24 protein-coding genes are annotated in these 24606 nt (G+C 62.6%); 10 read left to right on the forward strand and 14 right to left on the reverse strand.

Annotation, left to right across the window (positions count from 1 at the left end):
- Positions 1-2: 2 nt before the first annotated feature.
- The 4 genes from B0E55_RS21570 to B0E55_RS21585 all read right to left on the reverse strand — a co-directional run bounded on the left by B0E55_RS21570 (position 3) and on the right by B0E55_RS21585 (position 3398).
- Positions 3-1403 carry a DUF2252 domain-containing protein gene (locus tag B0E55_RS21570; RefSeq protein ID WP_080910429.1) on the reverse strand — a complete coding sequence of 467 codons (1401 nt, stop codon included), beginning with the start codon at positions 1401-1403 and terminating at the stop codon, positions 3-5.
- A gap of 31 nt (positions 1404-1434) precedes the next feature.
- The gene (locus B0E55_RS21575) at positions 1435-1854 is read right to left on the reverse strand and encodes a DUF1622 domain-containing protein (RefSeq protein ID WP_007728052.1); all 420 of its coding nucleotides are present in this window, start codon (positions 1852-1854) and stop codon (positions 1435-1437) included.
- Positions 1855-1905: 51 nt separating this feature from the next.
- Complete coding sequence (locus B0E55_RS21580) at positions 1906-2937, reverse strand: ABC transporter substrate-binding protein (RefSeq protein WP_225989526.1); 1032 nt, start codon at positions 2935-2937, stop codon at positions 1906-1908.
- Positions 2938-3038: 101 nt separating this feature from the next.
- Positions 3039-3398: a zinc ribbon domain-containing protein YjdM gene (locus B0E55_RS21585; protein WP_020969567.1), complete on the reverse strand. Its 360-nt coding sequence runs from the start codon at positions 3396-3398 to the stop codon at positions 3039-3041.
- Positions 3399-3511: 113 nt separating this feature from the next.
- Here B0E55_RS21585 and B0E55_RS21590 point away from each other — a divergent pair, with 113 nt between their 5' ends.
- The 4 genes from B0E55_RS21590 (at position 3512) to B0E55_RS21605 (ending at position 7309) form a co-directional block, all read left to right on the forward strand.
- Entirely contained in the window at positions 3512-4144 is a 633-nt protein-coding gene (locus B0E55_RS21590; RefSeq protein WP_080910430.1) for a TetR/AcrR family transcriptional regulator, read from the forward strand.
- Between the two features lie 43 nt (positions 4145-4187).
- Entirely contained in the window at positions 4188-5759 is a 1572-nt protein-coding gene (locus B0E55_RS21595; RefSeq protein ID WP_080910431.1) for an MDR family MFS transporter, read from the forward strand.
- 17 nt (positions 5760-5776) lie between these two features.
- On the forward strand, positions 5777-6373 hold the full coding sequence (locus tag B0E55_RS21600) for a CHAP domain-containing protein (protein WP_198538437.1): 597 nt from the start codon (positions 5777-5779) through the stop codon (positions 6371-6373).
- Between the two features lie 207 nt (positions 6374-6580).
- Positions 6581-7309, forward strand: coding sequence for an HD domain-containing protein (locus B0E55_RS21605; RefSeq protein WP_029538083.1), 729 nt, complete (start codon positions 6581-6583; stop codon positions 7307-7309).
- Here B0E55_RS21605 and B0E55_RS21610 read toward each other — a convergent pair whose 3' ends face one another.
- Complete coding sequence (locus tag B0E55_RS21610) at positions 7310-7681, reverse strand: cupin domain-containing protein (protein ID WP_020969562.1); 372 nt, start codon at positions 7679-7681, stop codon at positions 7310-7312.
- Positions 7682-7770: 89 nt separating this feature from the next.
- Here B0E55_RS21610 and B0E55_RS21615 point away from each other — a divergent pair, with 89 nt between their 5' ends.
- Entirely contained in the window at positions 7771-8589 is an 819-nt protein-coding gene (locus tag B0E55_RS21615) for a helix-turn-helix domain-containing protein (RefSeq protein WP_069146542.1), read from the forward strand.
- A 95-nt stretch (positions 8590-8684) separates the two neighbouring features.
- Here the strand turns inward: B0E55_RS21615 and B0E55_RS21620 are convergent, their stop codons facing one another.
- Positions 8685-9308 carry a hypothetical protein gene (locus B0E55_RS21620; protein WP_241896112.1) on the reverse strand — a complete coding sequence of 208 codons (624 nt, stop codon included), beginning with the start codon at positions 9306-9308 and terminating at the stop codon, positions 8685-8687.
- The gene (locus B0E55_RS21625; RefSeq protein ID WP_228232709.1) at positions 9305-10360 is read right to left on the reverse strand and encodes a LacI family DNA-binding transcriptional regulator; all 1056 of its coding nucleotides are present in this window, start codon (positions 10358-10360) and stop codon (positions 9305-9307) included. The genes B0E55_RS21620 and B0E55_RS21625 overlap by 4 nt, the downstream gene beginning before the upstream one ends.
- Positions 10361-10430: 70 nt before the next feature.
- Here B0E55_RS21625 and B0E55_RS21630 point away from each other — a divergent pair, with 70 nt between their 5' ends.
- Complete coding sequence (locus tag B0E55_RS21630; RefSeq protein ID WP_080910434.1) at positions 10431-11660, forward strand: MFS transporter; 1230 nt, start codon at positions 10431-10433, stop codon at positions 11658-11660.
- Here B0E55_RS21630 and B0E55_RS21635 read toward each other — a convergent pair.
- Genes B0E55_RS21635 through B0E55_RS21650 form a run of 4 tightly spaced genes read right to left on the reverse strand, consistent with a single transcriptional unit; the run spans position 11621 to position 17362 of the window.
- Positions 11621-12319 carry a class I SAM-dependent methyltransferase gene (locus tag B0E55_RS21635; RefSeq protein WP_241896113.1) on the reverse strand — a complete coding sequence of 233 codons (699 nt, stop codon included), beginning with the start codon at positions 12317-12319 and terminating at the stop codon, positions 11621-11623. The two genes, B0E55_RS21630 and B0E55_RS21635, sit on opposite strands and share 40 nt — an antisense overlap.
- 6 nt (positions 12320-12325) lie before the next feature.
- The gene (locus tag B0E55_RS21640; RefSeq protein ID WP_080910435.1) at positions 12326-14869 is read right to left on the reverse strand and encodes a polynucleotide kinase-phosphatase; all 2544 of its coding nucleotides are present in this window, start codon (positions 14867-14869) and stop codon (positions 12326-12328) included.
- Positions 14866-16287 (reverse strand): 3' terminal RNA ribose 2'-O-methyltransferase Hen1, encoded by a 1422-nt coding sequence (locus B0E55_RS21645; RefSeq protein WP_080910436.1) that lies wholly within the window; start codon positions 16285-16287, stop codon positions 14866-14868. Before B0E55_RS21645 ends, B0E55_RS21640 begins: the two co-directional genes overlap by 4 nt.
- Positions 16288-16324: 37 nt before the next feature.
- Positions 16325-17362, reverse strand: coding sequence for an Rv2578c family radical SAM protein (locus B0E55_RS21650; protein ID WP_080910437.1), 1038 nt, complete (start codon positions 17360-17362; stop codon positions 16325-16327).
- A gap of 98 nt (positions 17363-17460) precedes the next feature.
- Between B0E55_RS21650 and B0E55_RS21655 the strand changes: the two genes are divergently transcribed.
- Genes B0E55_RS21655 through B0E55_RS21670 form a run of 4 tightly spaced genes read left to right on the forward strand, consistent with a single transcriptional unit; the run spans position 17461 to position 21026 of the window.
- Entirely contained in the window at positions 17461-17826 is a 366-nt protein-coding gene (locus tag B0E55_RS21655; protein ID WP_019748335.1) for a RidA family protein, read from the forward strand.
- A 53-nt stretch (positions 17827-17879) separates the two neighbouring features.
- Positions 17880-18764, forward strand: a complete 885-nt coding sequence (locus tag B0E55_RS21660) for a DUF5995 family protein (RefSeq protein WP_080910452.1) — start codon at positions 17880-17882, stop codon at positions 18762-18764.
- A gap of 49 nt (positions 18765-18813) precedes the next feature.
- Positions 18814-20247 (forward strand): putative nucleotidyltransferase substrate binding domain-containing protein, encoded by a 1434-nt coding sequence (locus B0E55_RS21665; protein ID WP_223257836.1) that lies wholly within the window; start codon positions 18814-18816, stop codon positions 20245-20247.
- A complete protein-coding gene (locus tag B0E55_RS21670; protein ID WP_042951829.1) occupies positions 20244-21026 on the forward strand; it encodes a Fic/DOC family protein in 783 nt (260 codons plus the stop codon). The genes B0E55_RS21665 and B0E55_RS21670 overlap by 4 nt, the downstream gene beginning before the upstream one ends.
- Positions 21027-21141: 115 nt before the next feature.
- On the opposite strand, the gene B0E55_RS21675 is transcribed toward B0E55_RS21670, so the two are convergent.
- From B0E55_RS21675 to B0E55_RS21685, 3 genes are read right to left on the reverse strand one after another with little or no spacing between them, the layout of a single operon-like run.
- Complete coding sequence (locus B0E55_RS21675; RefSeq protein WP_080910438.1) at positions 21142-23124, reverse strand: 5-oxoprolinase/urea amidolyase family protein; 1983 nt, start codon at positions 23122-23124, stop codon at positions 21142-21144.
- The gene (locus tag B0E55_RS21680; protein ID WP_080910439.1) at positions 23121-23774 is read right to left on the reverse strand and encodes an urea amidolyase associated protein UAAP2; all 654 of its coding nucleotides are present in this window, start codon (positions 23772-23774) and stop codon (positions 23121-23123) included. The genes B0E55_RS21675 and B0E55_RS21680 overlap by 4 nt, the downstream gene beginning before the upstream one ends.
- Complete coding sequence (locus B0E55_RS21685) at positions 23771-24604, reverse strand: urea amidolyase associated protein UAAP1 (RefSeq protein WP_069146535.1); 834 nt, start codon at positions 24602-24604, stop codon at positions 23771-23773. Before B0E55_RS21685 ends, B0E55_RS21680 begins: the two co-directional genes overlap by 4 nt.
- Between the last annotated feature and the right edge of the window lie 2 nt (positions 24605-24606).

A 24606-nucleotide genomic window follows, 5' to 3' on the forward strand; every position in this document is an offset into this window, starting at 1 on the left:
CGTCACACTCCCCGCTCTGCTGACACGCGACCGTCGTCGATCGCGGTCAGCAAAGCGGCATGATCGCGTGCGTTGCGTTTGGCGTAGGCAGCCGCGAACTCCCCGATCGCGAAATCGAATTCGGTTCCGTCACCGAGATATTCGGCGATCGCAATCCGATCGGACGAGCGAGCATGCGCATAGGCCAGGACCCTCGCGCATAGTCGCCCGTAGAGTTCCATCCCTTCAGGTTTCATGGTTTCGATGACCGCTGATCCCTTGCCGTCCCGAAGTTGGCGGATGTAGAAGTCGTGCTCATCCTCGTCGAGTCCCGGTCCGCGCTCCCACCCCAGGAAGATGTCACTGGTGGCCTGCATCAGGCGCTGCCCGTTCACTACTCGTTCGCCCTCGTTGGAGAAGGTGGGGCCATCGACGTACGCCGAGAGAACGGACGGCTGCGCCTCCTTGACCTGCAGGATCAACGGATCGTCGTCGTCGACGCCTTTCATCAGGATCATCCACGCGCGCGTTCCGACGCTCCCGACACCGACAACTTTCCGCGCGATGTGCGCCATCTCGAAGCTTTCGAGCAACACCCGACGGTCCCACTGCAACGTGCTTCGATAGGAACGAACGCGCTGACGTAGCAACTCCTCGATCTGAGTGAGGTCGGTGCCCGCGAACAATTCCTCTGCCGGCACGATCAGCGGCGGGTCACTGATGAACCGCCTTCTCCCGTCGACGATTTCGGTGAATTTGCCGGCTGCCTGAGCGCTGTCTCGGCGACGAGCCTTGTCCAACGTCGCCTGGGTCCGCTCGAGCATTCGCTTCTTCAAATCGACGCGAAGTTCTTCCAGTCCGTCTTCGGGTGCGATGTGCGCGTACCAAACTGCGAGGTTCCCCAATCCTGCCTGAGCGATCAGGGTTTCGCGATACTCGGCCGCACACCCGCGAACGATCTTCTTACGCTCTTTGCCGGAGTATCCGTTGTCCTTCGCTGCGATCGCCAAACTGGCGGCCAGCCGTTTCACGTCCCATTCGAACGGCCCCGGGTACGTTTCGTCGAAGTCGTTGATGTCGAACGCGAGCTTTCGCTCGGGCGTCGCATAGATACCGAAGTTGCTCAGGTGTGCGTCGCCGCAGAGTTGGCTGTTCAGGCCGGAATCAGGGCTTCGGGACAAGTCGTCCGTCATCACCAGGGCAGCACCACGGAAGAACGAGAACCGGGACGCCGACATGCGCCCGTATCGGATGGGCACCAGGTCCTGTACCCGCGACTTCGCCTGCAATTCCAGCAGTGATATCGGATCGCGGTCACTCTCTGTCAGATCCGCGAGCGCGGCCAATGGCGTATCTCTACGCGCCTGGCGGCCGCGCGCCCGCCTCTCGTCGACAGTGGGATGCTCGGTACGCACTGCTGTCATCTGCCCGACCTTTCACTCGCAACGGCTATCGCTACGAACTCGACGCGTCGGGCGTCGTTCGGCCTCCTGATCCGCGCGCTGCGCGTACCAGGAGTTCCGGACTTGACACCAACGCCTTGCGCCACGGAAGTACCCCGTCGATCTCGATCTGAATCGACAGGCTCAACACGGTCCGAATCAGAACGATCATGCCCAGAACTGCGGCGTCGGTCAGCGACGGTGAAGACGTCACAGTCTTCACCAGATCAGCGGCGACAAGGATCTCGAGCCCGAGAAGGATGACCGCACCCATCGTCTCGCGCAGAGTGCGAAACGCTGAACTACCGTCGCGCGTTCGACTCCAGGCGCGCCCCGCGATCACGAATGCGAACACGAACCCGAGGACCATGGCGACAACACCGAGTACTTCGAACCATTCGGTGACAAGCTCGAAGAACCTGATTTTGTCCATGATCATGATTCTCGAGGTAATGCACCGATAAGTCGAGGTGACACGACGGAGTCAGCTGAAGATCCGCTCGATGTCGTCGAGTCGCAGCTCGGTCGCGCGAGGAGAATAGCCCGAGCCCCACAGGCTGTCGTCGACGTAATGGACGTTCCCCGAGCGGACAGCGGGAAGACGCTCCCAGAGCGGGTTCATTGCCAACTGCGCGCGGACGTCCTGCTGGTCCTGGAATGCACCCACGATGATCACGTCGCTGGTCACCTGATCGAGTTGCTCCGCTGTGAGTGTGCGGGTGAACTCCTCCGATGTAGCTCGATCGCCCGGGAAACCGAGAGCATCGAGAAGAGCGTCGACCTGGTTGTAGACGACACCGTTTTCGCCGGTACGCAGCAGCGTCACCGACGGTAGCGAGCCGAGGGCCGAGAGCCGATCCTTGATTGTGAGGAGGCGCTCTTCCGTTCTCGCGTTCAATTCCGCAGCAGCTTCTTCCCGTCGGACCGCGACGCCCATCGAGGTGACCAACTTCTTCATCTCGTCCCACGTGAGGTACCCGTTGAAGCCGGCGAACACTGGAACACCGGTCGCAGAGAGTTCGTCGTAGGACTTTGCCGCATAAGCATTTCCGGCGGTCAGGAGCATGACGATCAGATCCGGCGACGCGCCGATGATCGCTTCCTTGTTCCACGTTCCCGCCGTGCCGAGGTTCGGGATGTTCGCCGCCTCCGGCATCGTGCGCAACACCGCGTCGCCGCCCACCCCTTCGAGACCGAAGAAGCCGCCGACGATCTTTTCCGGCGGCACACCGAGGTCGAGGACCGTCGCCATGGCGCTGACGTGGGCGATGACCATTCGCTGCGGATCCGACGGAATCTCGACTCTGCCCGTCTCATCCTGCACTGTGACGAGACCACTTGGCGCCGAGCCGTTTTCGTCGCTGCTGCACGCTGCCAGCAATGTCGCAGCCGCGACACCGAGCCCGGCGCCGAGGAATCCCCTGCGTGTCAGCGCATCGACGATGCGTTCCCACTGCTCGTCTGTATCGAGTGTGGTGTTATCGAGTGCGGGCGCCAGGCAGATCGAGTTCGGCACAGTTCGGTCCATTCGTTCGAGCGGTCGAAGATCTCCTCGATTGTGGCTATCGAACCGTCGAAACTGAACAGGATTTCGAGCCGACATCTATCGCTGTCCGGTCACACCTTCTTGACGACGCTCGACTTCAATTGCATCGGTCCGATGCCGTCGACCTTGCAGTCGATGTCGTGGTCGCCAACGCCCTGAACAAGGCGGATGTTGCGCACTTTCGTACCTGACTTGATGCCGGTCGGACTGCCCTTCACCTTGAGCGTCTTGACGACCGTCACCGTGTCTCCGTCCGCAAGGATGTTGCCTACGGCATCTTTCACCACACCCAGTTTCACCACACCCGAGTCCTCGCCGGCACTATCGGTCGGCGCCCACTCGTGCGCGCAGGACGGGCAGACCATCAACGCGCCCATCTCGTAGGTGTATTCGCCGGCGCATTCGGGGCAAGGGGGCAAGGTGTCTTCCACGCGGTTCATCCTATCCACCAGGCACCCGATCCCCATTTTTGCATTTCATGAGGCATTCTTGGGCGAAATATTGCATTCGCTGAAACTTTGCACTCTGTGCAATTATGGATGAAATGGGAACCGAAACTCTCGGATTGCGCGAACGAAAACGAATTGCGACGAGGCAGCTGATCGAGCACACTGCCGTCGAACTCGTCCTCGACCTGGGCTATGACGAAGTGACCGTCGAGAAGATCTGCGAGGCCTGCAATCTGTCGACCCGCACGTTCTTCAACTACTTCCCCACCAAGGACGCGGCGATCGGTGGGCTCATGCTCGTCGTGCCAAGTGAGGCAACCATGCTCACGCTCATCGGCGAGCACCCGGACGATCCGCTGCGCGGCGCCCTCGCGGTCTTCGAGGCGGCGATGCAGATCGTCGACGAGCGACCCGATCTGCTCGCGCATCGACGCGAATTGTTCGAACGTCATCCCACGCTGTTGCAACAACATCTGGCCACCTTCCACGATCTTGAAGACACGCTCACCCGGATCCTCACGCGGGAGTTGTCGCACAGAACCGAGTATCGCCGCCTGCACTCGGATACAACCGCTGCCGACGAAGCCACGGCAACGGTCATCACCGCAGGCGCCGCGATGCGTTACGTCTTCCGAAAATGGCAGAACAGTGAACGGGCAAGCCCCAGAACCGACTTGCTTGATCCGGCACTACTCCTGATGGCTCGAATACTCAGGTCCGAGAGCTGATCCACACTCTCTCGCACCAGCTGTCACTCAACTAAGGAACTACATGTCCACTCGAGAAGCTGCGACCGTCGAGCCCGACGGCACGCATACCGATACCGAGGCCGCGCCGGACAAACGGTCGATCATCCTCGTTTTTGTCGGGCTTATGATCACGATGCTTCTGGCATCGCTCGACCAGATGATCTTCAGCACCGCGCTCCCGACCATCGTGGGTGAATTGAACGGCGTCAACCACATGGTCTGGGTGACGACGGCATACATCCTCGCCTCGACCGTCATGATGCCGGTGTACGGAAAACTCGGTGACCTGATCGGCCGCAAGGGCCTCTTCATCGGCGCCATCAGCATTTTCATCGTCGGTTCGGTGATCGGCGGCCTGTCCCACGACATGACCACACTCATCGCTGGTCGAGCCGTGCAAGGACTCGGCGGCGGCGGATTGATCCTGCTGTCCCAGGCGATCATCGCCGACGTCGTCCCCGCCAGGCAACGCGGCCGGTACATGGGTGCGATGGGCGGCGTGTTCGCACTGGCTTCGGTTGCCGGCCCCCTTCTCGGTGGATGGTTCACCGAGGGCATCGGCTGGCGCTGGGCATTCTGGATCAACATCCCCCTCGGGCTCCTCGCAATCGCGAGCGCAATGGCATTCCTTCACCTGCGGAAGCCGAACCTCGGCAAGCCTCGCATCGACTATCTGGGAATGGTCTTGGTCGCAACGACCGCAACCTGTCTGATCCTGTTCACCACTTGGGGCGGCAACACCTACGCCTGGGGGTCAGGCGTCATCATCGGGTTGATCATCGGCTGCATCGTGACCGCAGTGGCGTTTGTCTTCGTCGAGAAGCGTGCTGACGAACCGGTAATTCCGATGCACCTGTTCGCTCAACGAAACTTCGTGTTGACCACGGTCGCGGGTCTGATCATCGGCATCGCGATGTTCGGTGCGCTCGCATACCTGCCGACCTACATCCAGATGGTGACCGGTAAGAACGCCACCGAAGCAGGACTGATGATGATTCCGATGATGGCAGGCCTGCTGGTCGCCTCCATCGGATCCGGTCAGCTGGTCAGCAAGACCGGCCGCTACAAGATCTTCCCCATCGTCGGAACATCCATCGTCGCAGTCGCTCTTGTCCTGCTCTCACGTCTGACGCCGTCGACCTCACTGCTGGTCTTCGGTTGCTACATCGCACTCATGGGTATCGGCCTCGGCCTCGTCATGCAGATCTTGATCTTGATCGTGCAGAACACCTTCCCCGCGGCCGAAGTGGGAACGGCCACCGCGTCGAACAACTTCTTCCGTCAGATCGGTGCGTCGTTGGGCAGCGCGATCGTGGGCAGCCTGTTCGCCTCGCGTCTGACCAATCTCCTGGCCGAGCGACTCCCCGCGAATGGCGGCGCGGTCGGTGGTGACGAGAACTCCTTGACCCCGGGAATCCTCTGGAAGTTGCCCAGCCAGGTTCGCGAGATCATCGTCGGTGCGTACAACGACGCGCTGGCGCCGATCTTCCTGTACCTCGTCCCCTTGGTCATCGCGGCAGTTGTCCTGTTGCTCTTCGTCAAGGAGAAGCCACTCGCGACGACGATCGATCGCTCGGCACCCCCGCTCGAGTAATTGACTATCGTGGCGTGATGTCGCACGCACCGAATACGCCCAGACGCACTCTCGCTGTTCTGGGCGTATTCGGCGTTGTGGTGGTCGTAGCTGTCGCCGGCGCACTGTGGTGGTTCGCGCGCGGCGACGACGCTCTTGCCGGCGAGAATCTCGATTCGTTCCCGGCCGTCGACCACGGCATTCTCAGCGCTCAGCAGAGTGCGCTACTGGGCGTCCTCGAGCAAGAGTGGGAGTCAGGGAGTCCCGGCACCAAGTACGCCGAGGGCGTCGAAGAATCGTGGTGTGCCGATTTCGTGAGCTGGTCGATGAACCAGATAGGCACGCCGTTCTCGAACCCCAACTCAGGGTCGTGGCGCATCCCCGGGGTGTACACGCTGCGGGAGTATTACGAGTCCGTCGACGCGTTTGTCCCCTACGGTCAGGACTACCAGCCCAAGGTCGGCGACACGATCCTGTACGGCGACTCGAGCCCCTTCGGCCAACACGTCAACGTCGTTCTGGTCAACGACGGCGGCACTCTGACGACCGTCGGCGGCAACGAGAACAACAAGGTCATGCTCCATCGCATCGTCCCGTCGGAAGTCCCGGGGATCGTCGGGTTCGGCGTCATCTGAGCCACCCCGCCGTCTTTGCGTGATGAAACTTGATTGTTGCGAGCGGTGAGATTTCCGAATTGGTTCAACCGTTGATTGGTGCAAACTGATCGACATTGTTCGGATAATTCCTTGTTTCCGTCGTCGACAGATTTTGATATCGAACGAAGGATCAGACCTGGCAACTAGATTCATATCCAGCTGTCCCCTACCTCAGACAGGAATTCGATGCGCCCTGGTGAGCTGACCACCCTCGAGCAGATACAGCTCATGGCCCGCGCGGCTGCTGCGCAGGCCATGAGCACGCCGTCGATGCTCCGGCTGCGGCTCGGCCGCTACCCCACTCGCACACCCGAACTGCGCAAACGCCCACTCCCCGACACCAAGCTGTGCAGCGAAGCGCTCGATCACGCCAGAGGAACCCTCTCCCCCGCGGTCTTGAACCACAGCCTGCGCTGCTGGATCTGGGCCGACGCCTTCGCGCAGATCGATGCGATCGAGTACGACCCCGAAGATCTCTTCACTGCGTGCGCCCTTCACGATGTCGGACTGGGCGCAAAAGGATCGGCCGAGCACGGGTGTTTCACCTACATCAGTGCCGCAGACGCAGAAGAACTCGCGACCAGAGTGGGAACTTCGGAGAGGTCGGTACAGCGAATCGGCGAAGCGATCCGTCTGCACATGGATCTGACCGTCGACCGCGGCGCGGGCGCTGACGCCTATCTACTGCATGCCGCAGCGCATTTCGACGTTGCCGGTCGGCGTGCGCCCGAAATTCCGCGAGCAACTGTTGATGCAACAATCGCGGAGTACCCGCGAACAGGGTTCACCGACGAGTTTGCGCAATCGATGCGGCGCGAGGTCGAGCTCCGTCCGCACTCTCGCGCGGCGACGCTCTGGAGATCGGGAATGGCCCTGCCGTTGCGTACCAATCCCCTGGATTGGAAGAGCCGGTAACTACGAAAAGTCCTCGAGCACTGCAGTTCGCGGTCCTCCGACGTTCCCGGTATTCACCACGCCGACGGGTTCGATCAACATCACCTCCGCTTCTTCCTCGGCGATCGGGCAATGTTCGACTCCGCGAGGTACCACGAACAGTTCACCGGGCCCCAGTGGAACATCTCCGTTTCGGAGTTGGATTCGAATCTGCCCCTTCGTCACCAGGAACATTTCGTCGGTGTCGGTGTGGGAGTGCCAGACGAATTCACCTTTGATCTTGACGATCTTGATCTCGTAATCATTGAGGACCGCAATCTTCTTGGGCGACCAGTGCTCGGTGAACTGACCGAACTTCTCGCGGAGCGATACCGCTGTTGCCGAACTGTTCATGTTGTTCCTCCCTCGGGCGCGCCACCACCGCGATGACGACCCCGCCACTCTTCGTCACCCGCGGCAGCTGCGTCTTGTACGTTTCTGACATGGATCCCCGCGGCGCACAGATCACCGCGTGGGCACCGGGCCTCGCGGGAATCACCGAGGTCTTCCATGCCGATTTCGTCGGACACGCCTATCCCAAACACACGCACGATCAGTGGTCTCTGATGCTCGTCGACCGCGGCACGATTGCATACGACCTCGATCATCGCGCTCATGGCGCAGCACCCGAGATCGTGACTCTGTTGCCGCCAGGCATCGCACACGACGGAGTTCCGGTCACCGAGGCCGGATTTCGTCAACGAATCCTTTACCTCGACACGTCAGTTCTCGGCGAGGTCCTCATAGGCCCGGCGGTGGACAGCCCCGAGATTCGAGACCCTCTACTGCGCCACCGCATCGATCAACTGCACTCTGCACTCGGCCCGGACGGCGAATCACTCGAAGCCGAAAGTCGCCTGAGGTTCCTCGCTGAAAGATTGAACGAGATCCTCACACCGGCCACAGGTCGATCCCGTCACACGCCGACCGTTGACGAACGCGTTGCCGATCAACTTCGGGACCTGCTCGATGCGCGACTCACAACGGGAATCACGATGCGGGAAGCGTCGAACATCCTGCAACGGAACCCCACGTATCTGATCAAGAACTTCGCGAAGCATTTCGGGCTTCCGCCTCACAAGTACGTGACGGGACGTCGGATCGATCTGGCGCGACGCGCAATCCTCGCCGGTCGCGAATTGGCGGACGTGGCCGTCGACGTCGGATTCCACGATCAATCCCACCTGTCGCGGCACTTCGTCAAGCATGTCGGGGCGCCGCCCGGTAAATACGCACTGAACGTGGTCGGCAGAGCGCGCTAGTCGAAGCACCTGGCACCGGTTTCGTCGAGCAGACACTGGTTCCGATCAGCTGGAGTCTGTGTCCACTGAATGAAAACGGTGTCAGGTCCCAACGATCAAGCAGCCGTCTCGAGGTCGACCAGGAGGAAGTCCTCGCGCCGCGGCCCGTATTCACGATCGGTCAGCCGATACGAGCGCAACGCGCGAGGCGCGCGGGCCAACTCGTAGAACCGCTCGGACCCGGACACGAACTGCCTCGATGCCCAACCCCAGTTCGGGCCGTGCGGAAACTTCGGGTCGGGCAGCATGTCGGACTCCATCGGCATCACCCGTAGACGGCGAACCACTCCGGTAGTTGAGGCATTCTCGTCGAAATCGGTCCACGCCTGACGGGCATTTGTGTCGTCACGAGGAGTTCCGGCGCGTAGTTGCAAAGCGCCCGCGGCTTCGATCCGAGACGGCAACGGTGGTTCGGCGTCGAACATGAATTGCAGTGCACCGACGCGACCGACCGCCGGCTGGACCGGCTCCCGGATGTCTGACCCGTCGCGAGGCAGTCTCCACATCAATGGTTTCGAACTCGTTCGCACTTCCGCCGTCAAGAGCCACGCCGGCTCGACTACCGCCCACCTGCTCGGGCTGTCGACATTCCAGGAGAGTCCCCACCGGACGGTCTCCCCCAATTCAGGAGGAACGAACCACCGAAGACGCAGAGCGTCGACCACTACCGGCGTAATCATCGTGTCGAAGTTCGCCGACGCACCGACCACTCGACCGGCTCCACCGCATCGTCCAGCCCGAGAACCACGCGAGCTGCATTGCGTCCTTGATCGAACAGGGACTGGCGAACTGTGGTCAAGCCGGCGTCCGATGCGGCTGTTGTGTCGTCCCATCCGACGACTGCGACATCGTCGGGCAGCGCGAGGCCGAGTTCACGGATCGCGTCCAGAACCCCCAGCGCCAGTTCGTCACTCATCGCCAAGATGACATCGGGCCTTCGGCTCTCGGGAACGTCGAGCAGGGACCGAGCCATCCGCGCACCCTCGCTCCGCTCGTTGACGGTGACGACCCCCACCCGCACCGAGGGCCAATCGAGGCCCGCGTCGCGGACGGCGCGCTCGTAGCCCTCGAGCCGATGGCGGGACACCGGAAAGAACGCTTCACCTGGATCCACGTCCATCCGAATCTCGGACCGACGCTCACGATCCCACGGAAGGCTGATCACCGCGGGCCGCTGCGCCCCCGACAACCCGACTGCCGCGATCGCAACGGCGCCGGCAACATCGTCCATCCCGACGAGATCCACACCCTCGTGCAACGGCCCACCCTGGATGCATGCGGGTTTTCCGGTGCCGACAATCGCGTCGAGGATGGGATCGTCGAACACGGTGGTCCAGACGACAAAACCGTCTACTGCCGCGTCGCGAACTCTGTCGACGTCTCCCGGTTTCCCCGAGTTCGGCAGCATCATCAATCCGGCGTTCGCATCCAGGCACGCTTCGGCGACTCCCGAGAGGAATCGCCGGGCTACTGCGTCTTCGAAGGCGTACGTCAGCTTCTCGCTGAAGACGACCGCGATGTTGTTGAATTTCCCGCTCCGCAAGGACTGCGCCGCCCGGTTAGGGCCCGCGTACTCGAGCTCTTCGGCAGCGGCGAACACCTTGGCCCGCGTTGATTCCGACACGCGCTCGGGCTGCGCGAAGGAGTACGACACCGACATCACCGACACGCCTGCGGCCTTGGCGACGTCGGCCATCGTCGGACGACTCGAACGCTGCGCACGTATGGCCATGAGCATCAGCATAGCGAGTGCAAAATATCCATTGCGCAGGTGTGTATCGATACATGTATCGTTACACAACATGACTGCTCGACTGCCGAAGGCAACCACGCTACGGCTGATGACACTGGCCGGAGCAGCCTTCGCCTACGTGACGGCCGAAATGCTCCCCGTCGGACTGCTCAGCGAAATCTCGACGGACCTCGACGTCACCGAAGGGCGTGTCGGCCTACTGCTGACCTTCTACGCATACGGTGTCGCGGCCTTGACGCTTCCGCTGATCGGAGCGGTCAAAACCTGGCCGCGACGACGCGTCGTCGTTCTGACGGTGGCCACCCTCGCGGTGTCGCAACTGGTCGCAGCATTGGCCGTCAACTATCCGATGCTGGTGATCGGACGATTGCTCTGCGCTGCGACGCACGGAGTGTTCTGGGCTGTCGTTGCCCCGGTCGCAGCCACTCTGGTTCCGCGCGGACAACAGGGCAAGGCCATCGCGATGGTGTATGCCGGTACGTCTCTCGCTTTTGTTCTCGGAGGTCCACTGTCTTCGGCGATCGGCCAGTCCTGGGGTTGGCGGACTGCGTCGGCGGCAATCGGTGTGGTGGCAGTGGTCATTGCTTTCTCACTGCATCGTGCGTTGCCCGAAATGCCGGTCGATCAACACCATCGGAGCAAGCGAGACAAACCGAAGCCGACACCGGCGATGAAACGGGCACTCGCCGTCATCTGCGCGGCAACGCTGTTTGCCGCCCTGGGGCAGTTCGCTTCGTACACGTTCTTCACACTTCTGGTGGAGGAAAGCCTCGGCTCGTCCGGTGGCATCCGTACCGCGATGCTTCTGGTCTACGGCGCCGCCGGCGCAGTCGGAGTGTGGGTCGCCGGCAAGTACTACGACCGCCGACCGCGTCTCTTCACGCTCATCTCGATCGCGACGGTGGCAGGCGCGCTGGCCATCTTCTGGCTCTTGGCGCCGTCGATGGGAGCGTTCGCAGTTGTCGCCACGATCTTGTGGGGTGCGGCGTTCACCACCGTTCCGATCTGCCTCCAGTCCTCGGTTCTGCGCGCCGTTCCGATCGGGACCGACCGTGCCTCGGCCATCTACGTCGTCGTGTTCCAGATCGCGATTGCAACGGGCGCTCTGCTCGGTGCGGCCGTCGTCGACAGTGGCGGGCTCTCACATCTGGCGGGCATCGGGGTCGCTCTGATGATCGGTTCGTTGGTGATAGTCGGGTTCGGCCGACGCGCATTTCCCCGCGAACCGCAGCGGTCTACTCACTCCCCCACCGACGCGGCAGCGACGGTCGCGTCGTAGATCAGGGTGTATCGCCAGAACAGTCGTCTCCTGATCCGGCTACCTGGCAAATACAACGCGGCCGCGCGTCGGACGTCAGCCATCGACTCACTCGGTTCCGCGGTGGGAACCGTCATCGCCTTCAGTGGCTCGGAGGCAACCCGTCGATGCTTGACGACGCCGACGACGGGATTGCACACGGTCGCCAACACCGACAGGAGTGCGTCGGTGGCTGTGGTCGATCGATAACACCCGACCACGACGAGCCGCCCGCCCGATTCGAGCAGGCCGCTCAGCCGCTTCATCGACTCTTCGAGTGGAAGATGATGCAACGCCGCGACGACTGTGATCGCGTCGTACTTCGCCTCGGATGCAAAGTCCTCGATCCGCCGTGCTTCGATGATCACGTTCTCGTCGTCGACAAACCTTGCGCGCACGGCGGCCGACGTCGTCAGGTCAGGTTCCACACCGACCACCACGTCGAACCGCCGCCGCAAGAGGTCGATCAGATTGCCGGTCCCGCTCCCCACGTCGAGAGCGCGACCGGACCTGACCCCGCGCAGATTACGTAGAACCCACCGGCCGTAGTGATCGTTGTGACTCCACGGATGGCGTCGGTTGAAACCGTCCAAGCGCGCAATCACACCCATACCCGACGGTATCAATCCGAGCCCGGGCACCGGCCGTCACAATCGCGGGTCGACCGGCTCCGATTCGAGAGCCAACACCGCGAACACGGCCTGGTGCGCTCGCCACAGCGGTTCGCGGTCGACGAGCCTGGATACCGCCTCCATGCCGAGCGCGTACTCGCGCAGCGCCATCGACTGCTTGTGTCCGAGGTTGCGGTTACGCAATCTCGCAAGCGTCGACGGTTCGAGGTAGTCGGCACCGTAGATCAATCGCAGGTACTCCCGGCCGCGAACCTTGATCCCCGGCTGAACCTTCGCGTTGTACCCCCGCGGTCCGTGAATCTGATTCGCCAGCGGTTTGACGACCATCCCCTCACCACCGTCACCGGTGAGCGACTCCCACCACTTCGTCGCTTCGGACACCGAGTCTTCGGAACCGAGATCGACCACCAGGCGACGTGTAGTGGTAAATCGACTCGGGTCGGCCGCGGCCAGGCGGTCCGAAATACCCAGGTGCCATTCGTGATCCCGTTCCCCGTACGACTTGCCCTCGGCCGCCAGAATCTGGAACGGCGCGATGGTGACGCCGTCCAGTCCGTTCGTCGGCCACACGTACCGTCGGTACGCCTCGCCGAAGCGCTCGATACTGGCGGCCCGAACAGTTGTCTGTTCGAACATCTCCGCCACGTCCAGGCCCCGCGACCCGGCCTGCGCCAACACGGCCTCGCGAGCTGTGAGGTCTGATCGCCCGGCCGCCGCGACCGACGCGTACTGCGAGCGCAACAGACCTTCCGCTTTGACGTTCCACGGCAACAGTTCGCAGTCGAGGAGCAGCCAGTCGGTGCCCAGCTCTTCCCACAACCCAGCGGAGGTGACTGCGGCGGCGATGTCATCGATCAACTGCTGAGTCAGGTCGTCGTCGAAGAACTGGCGGCCGGTGCGGGTGTGCACCATCCCGGTGAGCGCATCCGGTGCGTCGAAGCGGGACTGAGCAACCGATCGATCACGGCACACGAGCACCACTGCCCGCGAACCCATGTGCTTCTCTTCGCAGATCACTGTTCCGATTCCGCCGGCCCGGTATGCGTCGAACGCGGTCGACGGGTGTTCCAGATAGTCATCGGATTGGGCGCTCGCGCAGGGCGCCATGGTCGGCGGTAGGTACCTCAGCCATTGCGGCGCGACCGCGAATCGGCTCATCACTTCCAAGGCGCCGGCAGCGTTGTCGGTGCGAACGGACACTCGACCGCGCAGTTCGGTGTCGACGCCTGTTGTTTCGAGGACGTCGGCGAGATCGAGCACGTCCGGATCGCGAGTCGGCGGTGCCAGCGGTACCACCGGCTCGTACCAAACCTGCTCCGCCGGAACCGACACGATCTCTCGTTCCGGGTATCGAAGGGCGGTGAGGGATCCACCGAACACACAGCCGGTGTCGAGGCACGCGGTGTTGTTGATCCATTCCACCTCGTGCACCGGCGTGTGACCGTAGAGGACCATGGCTGATCCTCGGTAGTCCTGCGCCCACGGGTATCGAACGGGCAGGCCGAATTCGTCCGTCTCACCGGTTGTTTCACCGTAGAGCGCAAAGCTTCGCACTCGGCCGGACGCCCTGTTGTGGTAGTCCTCCTTGAGACCGGCGTGCGCGACAACGAGTTTGCCGTCGTCCAGGACGAGGTGCGCGACGAGACCGTCACAGAAGTCGACGACGCTTTCGCGGAACTCCGCCGACTCGGTGGCCATCTGCTCGAGGGTCTCGGCGAGTCCGTGACTCGGCGTGACCTTCTTACCGCGCAGCGCCTTGACGAGTTTGTTCTCGTGGTTACCCGGAACCGCTATCGCATGTCCCGCCGCGACCATCCCCATGACCAGACGCAGCACACCGACCGAATCCGGACCTCGATCCACGTAGTCACCGAGGAAGACGGCAGTTCGCCCGTCCGGCGGCACCGCATCGACAGCTCTGCCATCCGTCCCGAAGTCGACGGTGTAGCCGAGTTTCACGAGGAGCGTCTCGAGCTCACTTCGACATCCGTGGATGTCACCGATGACGTCGAACGGACCACGCTCGACACGCAGATCGCTGCGGAGCGGGTGGCGCAAGAATGTGGCTTCGGAAACCGCGTCCTCACCTCTGAGGATGTGAACCGAACGGAAGCCTTCCTTACCCAACCCGCGGAGCGAGCGAGTCAACTGTTGGTGCTGGCGGCGAATCACGTCGCGTCCGAACGTCCGATCAGAGCGAGCGTCGTTTCGTGCAGAACAGACCGATTCCGGAACATCGAGCACGACTGCCACCGGCAGTATGTCGTGCTCGCGAGCCAACGCAACGAGTCGCTTGCGCGCGGCGGGCTGGACGTTGGTCGCGTCGACCACCGTGAGGCGTCCGCGTCGCAAACGCTTGGCCGCGACGAACTCCAGCACTTCGAAAGCATCGGACGTCGACTCCTGTGAGTTCGGATCGTCACTGACCCACCCTCTGAATGTGTCACTCGAGAGGGTTTCGTACTCACCGAAGTGGCGCGCTGCAAAGGTCGACTTTCCCGAGCCACTGACGCCGATGAGTACTACCAGGGCGAGATCTGGAATCTCGTACACCGTCATGACGTTCGTGCCTCCTTCGTGAAGATTGCCATCTGTGTCGGCCCGCCGAGGACCGGATCAATTGCTCCGATAAATTCGAACTCCACGCAATAGCCGTGGGCCCGGGCCGTTTCGGTTGCCCAGTCGCGGAATTGGGTTCGGGAGAACTCGAACCTGTGATCGGGGTGCCTGAACTCTCCCGCCAATGCCGGATACAGCACGTTGTAGTCGGCATTCGGAGTAGTCAGCAGCACATACTGCGGTGCTGCGTCCACGAAGACCGATCGGACCAGCGCCGGCAGGCGCGCCGTGTCGACGTGCTCGACCACCTCCATCAGCACGGCTGCGTCGAAGCCTTTCAAGCGTGCGTCGCGGTACGTCGCGGACGACTGCATCAAAGACACACGTTCACGCTGGACGTCGGACATTTCGGTGAACTTCAATCTGCGTTGCGCCCGTGTCAGTTCGCGCGCGCTCACATCGACGCCGACAAGTTTGTCGAATCGAGCGTGCGGCATCAGCGCCTCGAGCAATTTACCTTCGCCACAACCGATGTCGACAATTGTTCTCACGTGCAGTCGCTGAAGCGTCGCCAAAACTGCGTCGACGCGAAGGCGTGCCAGCGGCGGATCCGGTCTCGGTGCTTCGATCTGCGCCTCAGCTTGTTCGGGAATCAGTCGATCGACCACCGATTCGACCAGGTCGCGTCGACGAGCCAGGTAGCGGGACATGATCAGCGCGGAATCCGGATGCGACGCCAACCACTCTCCAGCGACGCGGATCAATTTGTCTGCCTCGTCAGGTCCCACCCAGTAGTGCTTCACATCGTCGAGGACGGGCAACAGCACGTAGAGGTGCCGTAGGGCACTCTGCACCGTGTGTTGCCCGGTCAGTGTCAGCGACACGAAGTCGGAGTTTCCCCACATCGGTAGGTGCGGATCAAGCTGCACCGGTATCGCGGTCACGTCCCAGCCCAGCGGCTCGAACAGCCGACGAGGCAATTCCGCATCGCCGCCACACGGAACCACCGGAATCGAGACGGTCAACGCGAGTTCGGTTCCGACGAGTTCCGGGTGCGACTTGCACGTTCCCGTCAACGCGGTGCGAAACAGCTTCGACAGAGCAACCGAGAGTATGGACGACGCCGCATACGGCCGATCGTTGACGTACTCCCCCAGCGAAAAGCTGTCGCCACTCTTGCCTCGTCGATACCTACTCTGCACAAGTTCGATGGGGTCGACGTCCACAATCACTGCCACCGTGGTCTTTTCGGCCGAGGCCTCCGGGTACAGAACCGTGGCGGTGCCGATCGCCAAGTCGAAGCTTTGCACGCGGTCGGGATGTTTGTGCAGCAGGTAGCTCAACGCGGTCGCATCAGGAGTCTGCGGGGTCGGGGTGGACGTCAGTGTGAGTAGCACCAGGCGAATGTAGCCCGGCAAACGTCCGGGGCGCCTCCGATTTACGCGCCCGCGGCCGTCAGAACAAAGTGAGAGCTGCTCCCGCACCCACCAGTTCCCGAGGCGCCTCACGCGATTCACTGCCAGCCCCACTGACGTCTCGATGCTCCGAACGACCACCCAACCCATGACGCTCGACCAATGGCTCGACACGGCTTGCGAGCCAACGCTTGTATTCGGGAGTGACATACGCACCCCGCCCGTACAGCTCGCGGTAGCGACGGATGAGTGCCGGATGTTCCTGAGCAAGCCAATTCATGAACCAACCCCGAGTACTCCCCCGCAGGTGCATCGGGAAGACCGTCACACTCGTCGCACCGGCTTCGGACAGTGCCTCGAACAGACCGTCGAGGTGACTGGTGGAATCGGTGAGGAACGGAATGACCGGCGCCACCATGACATTGCACGAGAATCCCGCGTCGGTGATGGCCCGGATCATCTCGAGACGCGCCCGCGGTGACGGGGTACCAGGCTCGATCTGCTTCTGAAGTGCAGCGTCGTTGATCGCCAACGACACTCCGATTCCGACGTCGACCTGCGCCGCCGCCATTTTCAACAGCGGCAGGTCCCGTCGGAGCAAAGTTCCCTTCGTCAAGATCGAGAAGGGAGTTCCCGATTCGGTCAACGCGCGAATAATGCCGGGCATCAAGCGGTATCGGCCCTCCGCTCGCTGATAAGGATCAGTGTTGGTACCCAGTGCCACTGCCTCCCGTTTCCAGGACTTTCGCGCCAATTCCTTGCGGAGCACCGCGGCAATGTTCGTCTTCACGACCACTTGGGAATCGAAATCCGCGCCGGCGTCGAGGTCGAGGTACTCGTGACTCGGTCTCGCGAAGCAATATCGGCATGCGTGCGAGCAACCACGAAAAGCGTTGACGGTGAAGCTGAACGGCAACGTCGACTCTTCGGGCATCTTGTTGAGCGCGCTCTTGCAGAGCACCTCGTGAAACGTGATTCCCTCGAACTCGGGAGTCTGCACGGAGCGAACCAACCCGGCCCGTTCGAGTCCGGGTAGCGCTCCGTCATCTGCATCCAATGCCTGACCCGACCACCTCATGGCCCCAAGTCGAACACTTGTTCTAAGGTATGTCAAGATGGAGCGAATACCCGACCGTGCCTCACCACGGCCGGGAAGTTGTTGGCAGAATTCGGTGCATGTCGAACAGAATCAATATTTCGTCCGGTTCCGAATGGGAACCCAAGATCGGTTACTCCCGTGCCGTGCGCATCGGTAACCAGATCGCAGTCTCTGGCACCACCGCTCCTGGTGAGACCCTCACCGATCAGACCCGCGCAGCGCTCGAAACTATCAAGGCAGCACTTGCCGAGGCCGGCGCCTCGCTCGACGACGTCATCCGCACTCGCATGTACCTGCGCGACATGACGCAGTGGGAGCAGGCCGCTCTCGCGCACGGTGAAGTGTTCGGCGAGATTCGTCCCGCCACGACCATCCTCGAGGTCAGCTCGCTGATCGACCCCGCTCTGCTCATCGAGATCGAGGCCGACGCGGTTCTCAGCTGATCGCCAATCCGGACATTTGTGAAATGGGCGCCTAGTCTGAGCCGATGAAACCGATGCGGCTGTATCCGTTGACGCTCGCGCTCGGCATCACCGCCGCTTTCCTCTCGCCCGGTTCTGCACTCGCAGATCCGGGCGAGAGTCTTTCGACGGCTTGCGGCAGCCAGTTGAGCGATGCCGAGGTGGGCCGGATTGCCGAACTCAGCGACGTCACGACGCTGAACGGTGCCGGACTGCCTCGGCTCGAGACCGCTGTCGAACGTCATCGTGAGATCACGTCGATCCTCGTCTCACACCACGATTGGCGAGGCTTGTTCTCCATCGGCCTCGACGCTGTCGAACACGAGGCGGTGATGCCGCTGCAGCGAGACCCTGCGGCCTTCGCCGATGACGAGTGGGCCCATTCCGTCAGCTTCGAATTGCTGCGCAGGTACCTGGTGAACGTCCATGCGGAGTTCACCGATACTCCCACCGATCCGGCGTGGACCAACTACTTCGCCCTGACACGTCAGTGCGACGCCAGTCCAGCACGGGTTGCCATGGCCGGCTACAACGCGCATCTCACCGTCGACCTCGCTCACGCCGTCGCCACGTCCGGAACCACTGCGGAGGATGTCACCGATTTCTACAAGATCGTCGATTCCATTGCCGTCAAGGGTGGTTCGATCGTGACCCTCACCAAGGCCGAGTACGACGCCGATCTGGGGCCGCTCTGGCGGTTCTACTTCGTCGGCGAAGGACTCGACCGATTGGCCGGAAACTCGCAACCCTCGGAACTGCTGCTCCGCGCCGCCGACAGCGGATACAACACCATCACACTGGCCAACGGATTCGCCCTCCAGAATCCGCAGACACGTCCCGGCGCAGAACAGGAGATCGACGCACTCTGGCGTACTACAGATTCCGCTCTCGACGTACTCTCGCGGCTCGGTGGTCTCTGACATCTCACCCTCCGCTGCCTGAAACGGACACACCTGCGACAATGACCCCATGACGGGGCACTCGGCGGGGCAAGGCATCCAGAGTCCCGCCATGCGCCGGGTGCGAGACCTGTTGCGCGGGCCCGCAATTGTCTGCGACGGCCAGGCAACCATCCGCGAGGCCGCGAAGTTGATGACCGATGCGGGCCGCCGTGCTGTTGTGATCCCGACGGAGACAAGCGGTTTCGGAATCTTCACCGAAGGTGACCTACGCGCTCGCGTGGTAGTCGGTGGTATCGACAGCAATCAGCCGGTATCAACAGTGATGACGCCGTCAGCAGTGACAGTCGATCCGGATCGATTGGGCGCCGACGCCGTGACCGACATGCTCGAGTACGGATTGCGCCATCTCCCGGTCGTGACCGAGGCAGGCGCACTGATGGGTGTGCTCGAACTCAGCGACCTCCTGACTTCGGCCACCAATCAGGGTTTCGAACTGCGCGCAGCGCTCGCCACAGCACAGGACGACGCCCACCTCGTCGAAACAGCCCGCGCGGTCCCTGTTCTGGTGACGGAATTGGTGGCCTCACGGGTCTCACCGCTCGACATCGGCGCGACGCTGGCCGTGCTGATCGACGTGACGGTCAGGCGAGCCATCGAATTGGTGGTGGGCGGAGACGAGCGACCGGATTTCGCGTGGCTGTCGCTCGGCAGCGTCGCCAGGCGTGAAGCGCTCCCCTCTTCGGATATCGACAGTGCGCTGGTGTGGGGCGGCGAATCACATCACGAGGGAGCCGACGCCGCGAAGACCATCCACGACATCCTCGATCTCTGCGGGTTCCCTCGCGACACCAAGAACGCCGTCGCGACCCAGGCCAGGTTTGCTCGGACGCTCCCACAATGGCGCACTGCGCTGCGGAAATGGGTGTCCAACCCGTATCAGGACCAAGCCCTGGTCATGTTGTCGATGCTGGCGGATGCCCGCGTCGTCGCAGGCGATCCGGCGTTGGATCCTCGTCCCGCGGCGTTGGATCAACTGCGACTGCACCCGGCCGTCATGCGACTACTCCTTCGCGAAGCGGTCGGAGACAAGGCAAAGCTCCATTCGTTCAAGGACGTGATGACGCGTCGGACCGGAACCGTCGACCTCAAAGCCAGCGCCGTCCAACCGATCGTGAACATCGCTCGATGGGCGGGGATTTCCGTGGGCGCCCGCACGAGTTCGACACTCGAACGCCTCAAGGCTGCGGCGGGAAGCGGTTTCCTACTCGACGACGACGCCCAGGTACTGATCGAATCTTTCGAGGTGTTGCAGCAGATTCGTGTCCGCCACCAGACCGATCAGTTCGCGGCAGGTCGGCCACCGACCGACGAAGTCGTGATCTCCGAACTCACTCCGCTCTCGCGGAGCTTGCTGAGCAATGCAGTGCGCGAGGTCGCAGGTGTGCAACGACGACTCGAATATGCCGCGTCCGCGTCGGCGCTACCCGACATCGACCCGTGAATCGCACTGCGCTCGAACAGGTTCTGGCGGCGGAGCGCCTCGAAGGCTGGGATCCGAGTAACGAGCAGATCGCGGAACTCGAGGCCGTCATGATCGGGATGCTTTCTCGGCGTGAGTATTTCGAGCAGGAATTAGCGCGAGCCGTCGGCCTGTCGTCAGCAATCCCCCCGCGAATCCGCTGGCGAAGATCAGCGCCGTACGTCTATCGCGGTACATCGGTGCTGGAGAACAATTTCGACGTGCGAGATCCCGCCGCACTGCAATCACTCGAGTTCGCGGCGACCGCGCTTCGTCTGGGTGAGGCGCATCTCGGCGGCGACCTCGTACCGCACACGCGAGACACAGCCGAACTTCTCCTACTTCACCAGCACGTTTTCCAAGATCTGTACCAGTGGGCCGGACACATCAGAACCGTCGACATCAGGAAAGGTGCGGCAACGTTTGCTCCGGTCTCGGCGATTCGGAACTACCTGTCCGAGGTGGAAGAGATCATCGCCGCCGTCGATTGGGTAGCGCTCGATCACGGCGCTGCGTCGTTCGCGCTCGCATCGGTGTACTCGACGCTCAATCATGCCCACCCGTTTCGGGAAGGAAACGGGCGAACCGGAACACTCTTCCTCCACCGACTCGCCGCCGACACCCGATATCAGCTCGACTTGTCGCGGGTGAGCAGAACCGAGTGGGTATCCGCGTCGAGGGATTCTGCGCCTTTCCGGCCCACCGGGACCCCGTCGCCTCGCCCGTTCATCGATCTATTCAATCGCGCTCTGACTCGCTGACGCAAACATCTGCTGCCCGTTCCGGGCGGACTGAACACCGTTACTGCTGAGTGAGCACCGCTTCCGCCACGCTGGAAGCGGTGTTCACTCGAAGAAAAGGGTGCTCACTCGACCATCAACCGGGCAGCGCAAACTCTCCCGCGTCGGACCAGCGCTGACGCTCGGCTCCGAATGCGACGGACTGCATCGCGCGGAACTCCTCGATCGAGCGCGAGTTCGACGCAAGGAACTCCTGATGCTCGGCCAGCGAGAAGCTGCCGTCCTCGATCTCGACTCCCCCGCCGCGGCCGGCCGCAGTGTCCGCGCGCAGATCCATCAGCTCTTCCGGCTCGACGGGGTACCAGGAGATCCGGTCGAAGAATCGCAGCAACCACGGAGTGCCCTCCTCGAACGGGCCCGACTTCGCGGGGTGGCGGTGATTCCACACCTGCGTCGTACGTCCGACGAACTGGTACCCACCTGGGCCTTCCATGCCGTAGATGCAGAGGTAAGCCCCACCGATCCCGACGGCGTTTTCGGGGGTCCAGGTACGGGCGGGGTTGTACTTGGTCGTGACAAGGCGATGACGTGGGTCGAGCGGCGTCGCGACCGGAGCTCCGAGGTAGACGTCGCCGAGTCCGAGCACCATGTATTCGGCGCCGAAAACGGTGTCGAATACGTCGTTCACGGATTCGAGACCGTTCATCCGGCGGATGAACTCGATGTTCCACGGGCACCACGGCGCGTCCGCGCGCACTCCGTGCATGTACCGCTGGATCGCTTCGCGCGTAGCCGGGTCGTCCCACGACAGTGGCATCCGCACAGTGCGACTGGGCACAACGAGTTCGTTGGCCGCAGGCAAGGTGTCCTCCGCCTCGGCCAGCATTCCCATCAGTTTGCCGACGGGCAGCACGTCTGGGTCGACGCGGACCTGCAGGCTGCGGATTCCCGGGGTGAGATCGAGTAGTCCGGCCGGCTTCTCGGCTTCGAGTCGCTGATGCAGTGCATGTGCACGCGCACGTAACGCCAGGTCGAGATTCATGTCGCCGTATTCGACCAACACATTGTCATCGCCTGAGCGCCGGTACGTGACCGCGGTGTCGCCGTCACGGCGGGCTATGACGCCGTCGTCGCCGTCACCACCGGAGGAATGCACAACCGAATTGGACGCTCGACGCGATACTCCGAGGTCACGGCGGGAGGCTGCCCGGTCGGCGCGGACCGGCACGAAGCGAATCTTGTTCCCGGGAGCCAACTGTCCAAGCTTCCAGCGATCAGCAGACACCACCGTGATCGGGCAGACGAAGCCGCCGAGGCTCGGTCCGTCGGGTCCGAGGAGGATGGGCGTGTCGCCGGTGAAGTCGAGTGCACCGATCGAATACGCGTTGTCGTGGATGTTCGAAGGGTGAAGTCCCGCTTCGCCGCCGGTGGTTCTGGCCCAGTCAGGTTTCGGACCGATCAACCGGACTCCGGTGCGGTCGGAGTTGAAGTGGACCTCGTACTCGGTCGCGTACAGCGTGTCGAGGTCGGAGCGGGTGAAGAACTCCGGCGCCCCGTGCGGGCCCTCGGTCACCGCAAGTTCCCAGCACGTGTGTATCGCCGGAACATGCTCGGCGGGAACACCTCCCGCTGCCCCGGTCGCCTGTCCGAGTTTGAGAACGTCCCCCGCCCGCAAAGTCCTACCTTCGTGTCCACCGAACCTGCCCAGGGTGAAGGTCGACGCACTGCCGAGATAGTCGTCGGTCTCGATTCCGCCCTGTACGAGTACGTAGATGCGCAGTCCTGGGCCGCTGAGCGTCCCGACGTCGAGCACCGCTCCAGCGGGGACGAAAACAGGACGCCACTGACCGTGGGCGATGCCGTCGACGGCCACAGACACCGGAGCGCCCGTGACGCACACCGTGGTGTCCTCGTCGAACGTCATCGCAGGTCCGGCCATCGCGCATTCGATGCCGGGTGCGCCTTCGGGATTTCCGAGTGCGGTGTTTCCCAACCGAAACGACAGGTCGTCCATCGGGCCCGACGGTGGGACACCGATCTGCCAGTACCCGACGCGCCCTGGATAGTCCTGAACCGTCGTCAACATTCCGGGACGCACGATGGTCAGTTTTGCATTCATTCGTCTGCCTCCGGCCGTGTGACGATCATGCGGACGGCCGTCGGATCGAAGCCGTTGCACGGGTTGTTGATCTGCGGGCAGTTGGACACGAGGACGAGCGCGTCGCGTTCGGCACGCAACGCGAGCCGCTTGCCTGGCGCAGACAGTCCGTCGACGATTCCGAGTGTGCCGTCGGGGTCGACCGGGACGTTCATGAAGAAGTTGATGTTGGACACCAGGTCCCGCTTACCGAGCCTCCATTTGGCGCCCTCGACGAGGAAGTTCTCGACGCACGCGTGCTGGTGCTTGGTGTGGTGGCCGTATCGCAGGGTGTTCGATTCCTGTGAGCACGCGCCGCCGACGGTGTCGTGGTTTCCGACCTCGTCCGCGACCAGGGTCATGAGCGGAGTTCCGTCGTCACTGCGGAGCACGGATCCTGTGGTCAGAAACAGATTCTGCTGCGCTGTGACCGTCGCTGCTGCCGAGTACCGAACGCTGTGATCGTCACTGGCAAAGACGAGTGTGTCGACGGCTTGATTTCCGTGCAGATCGACGATGGTCAGGACGTCGCCGGCGCGTACAACTGCGGACCACGGCCCGAACGCGTCAGCAATCTCGTCGAGGATCACCGTTCCGGGAACGAGGGCGGGGACATCCAGGGTGGTGGTCATGCGATCTCCTCCAGGTTCGAAGCCGTCCAGGCGTCTCCGGTATTGAGCACTGCGCGTTGGTATTCCGGCCCGAGATCGTCAAGGCTGCCGAGTTCGTCGGCCGCGTTCCACGCGAGCACTTCGAGGGACGTGGTGGGAAACTCCAGCGCCGGATCGAGTGGGTGCGCGGTGTTGGCGATCATCACGATGACCGGCAGGTGGATCAGAAGGTCGACCGTCGCGCCGGCGCCGGCGGAACCCGTACTGGTGAGAGCGCCGTCCGCCTCGACGCGGACACCATGGAAGAAGGACAACGGCGGCGCAATGTCCTGCGGCCCGAGTCCGTTCTTCGCGGCAGCGACGGTGAACAGTTCACGACCGGCGGGTGAGGCACTGTGCAGCGAACCCTGCCCGTACTTCGCCTCGTTGGTAGCGCGTGACGTCGTTCCGCAGAACGCGTCGTGGTGACCCGACGTGTCGGCGACCACCGTCGCGAGTACTCGCCCCTGATCGGAGAGCAACGGGTGCCCGACACCGAGATAGGCCTGCCATGGCACCTTGACGGTATCGGCGACGTTGAGACGCTCCCAGGGGGCGTCGGCGCGGTAGAGCAAGATGTTTGCACAGGCGCTGCCGACGACGTCGCGAAGTCGCAATCGGGTTCCACGGGCGAGAACCTTGGTCGTGTATCGCCCACCTGGCACTGTTTCAGCCCAGGTCAGACGTTCGGGAGCGACGTCGTCGGGCGGGTTCGGCCAGCGGGTGGCCGGCAACACCGGCATGGAGTCTGTGATTGTTCCGGCCTGGGACCGGGCATGCTCGCGCGCTCCGGCGGTGGTCTGAGTACTCATGG

Source organism: Rhodococcus sp. 66b, assembly GCF_002076325.1.
Lineage (GTDB): Bacteria > Actinomycetota > Actinomycetes > Mycobacteriales > Mycobacteriaceae > Rhodococcus_F > Rhodococcus_F erythropolis.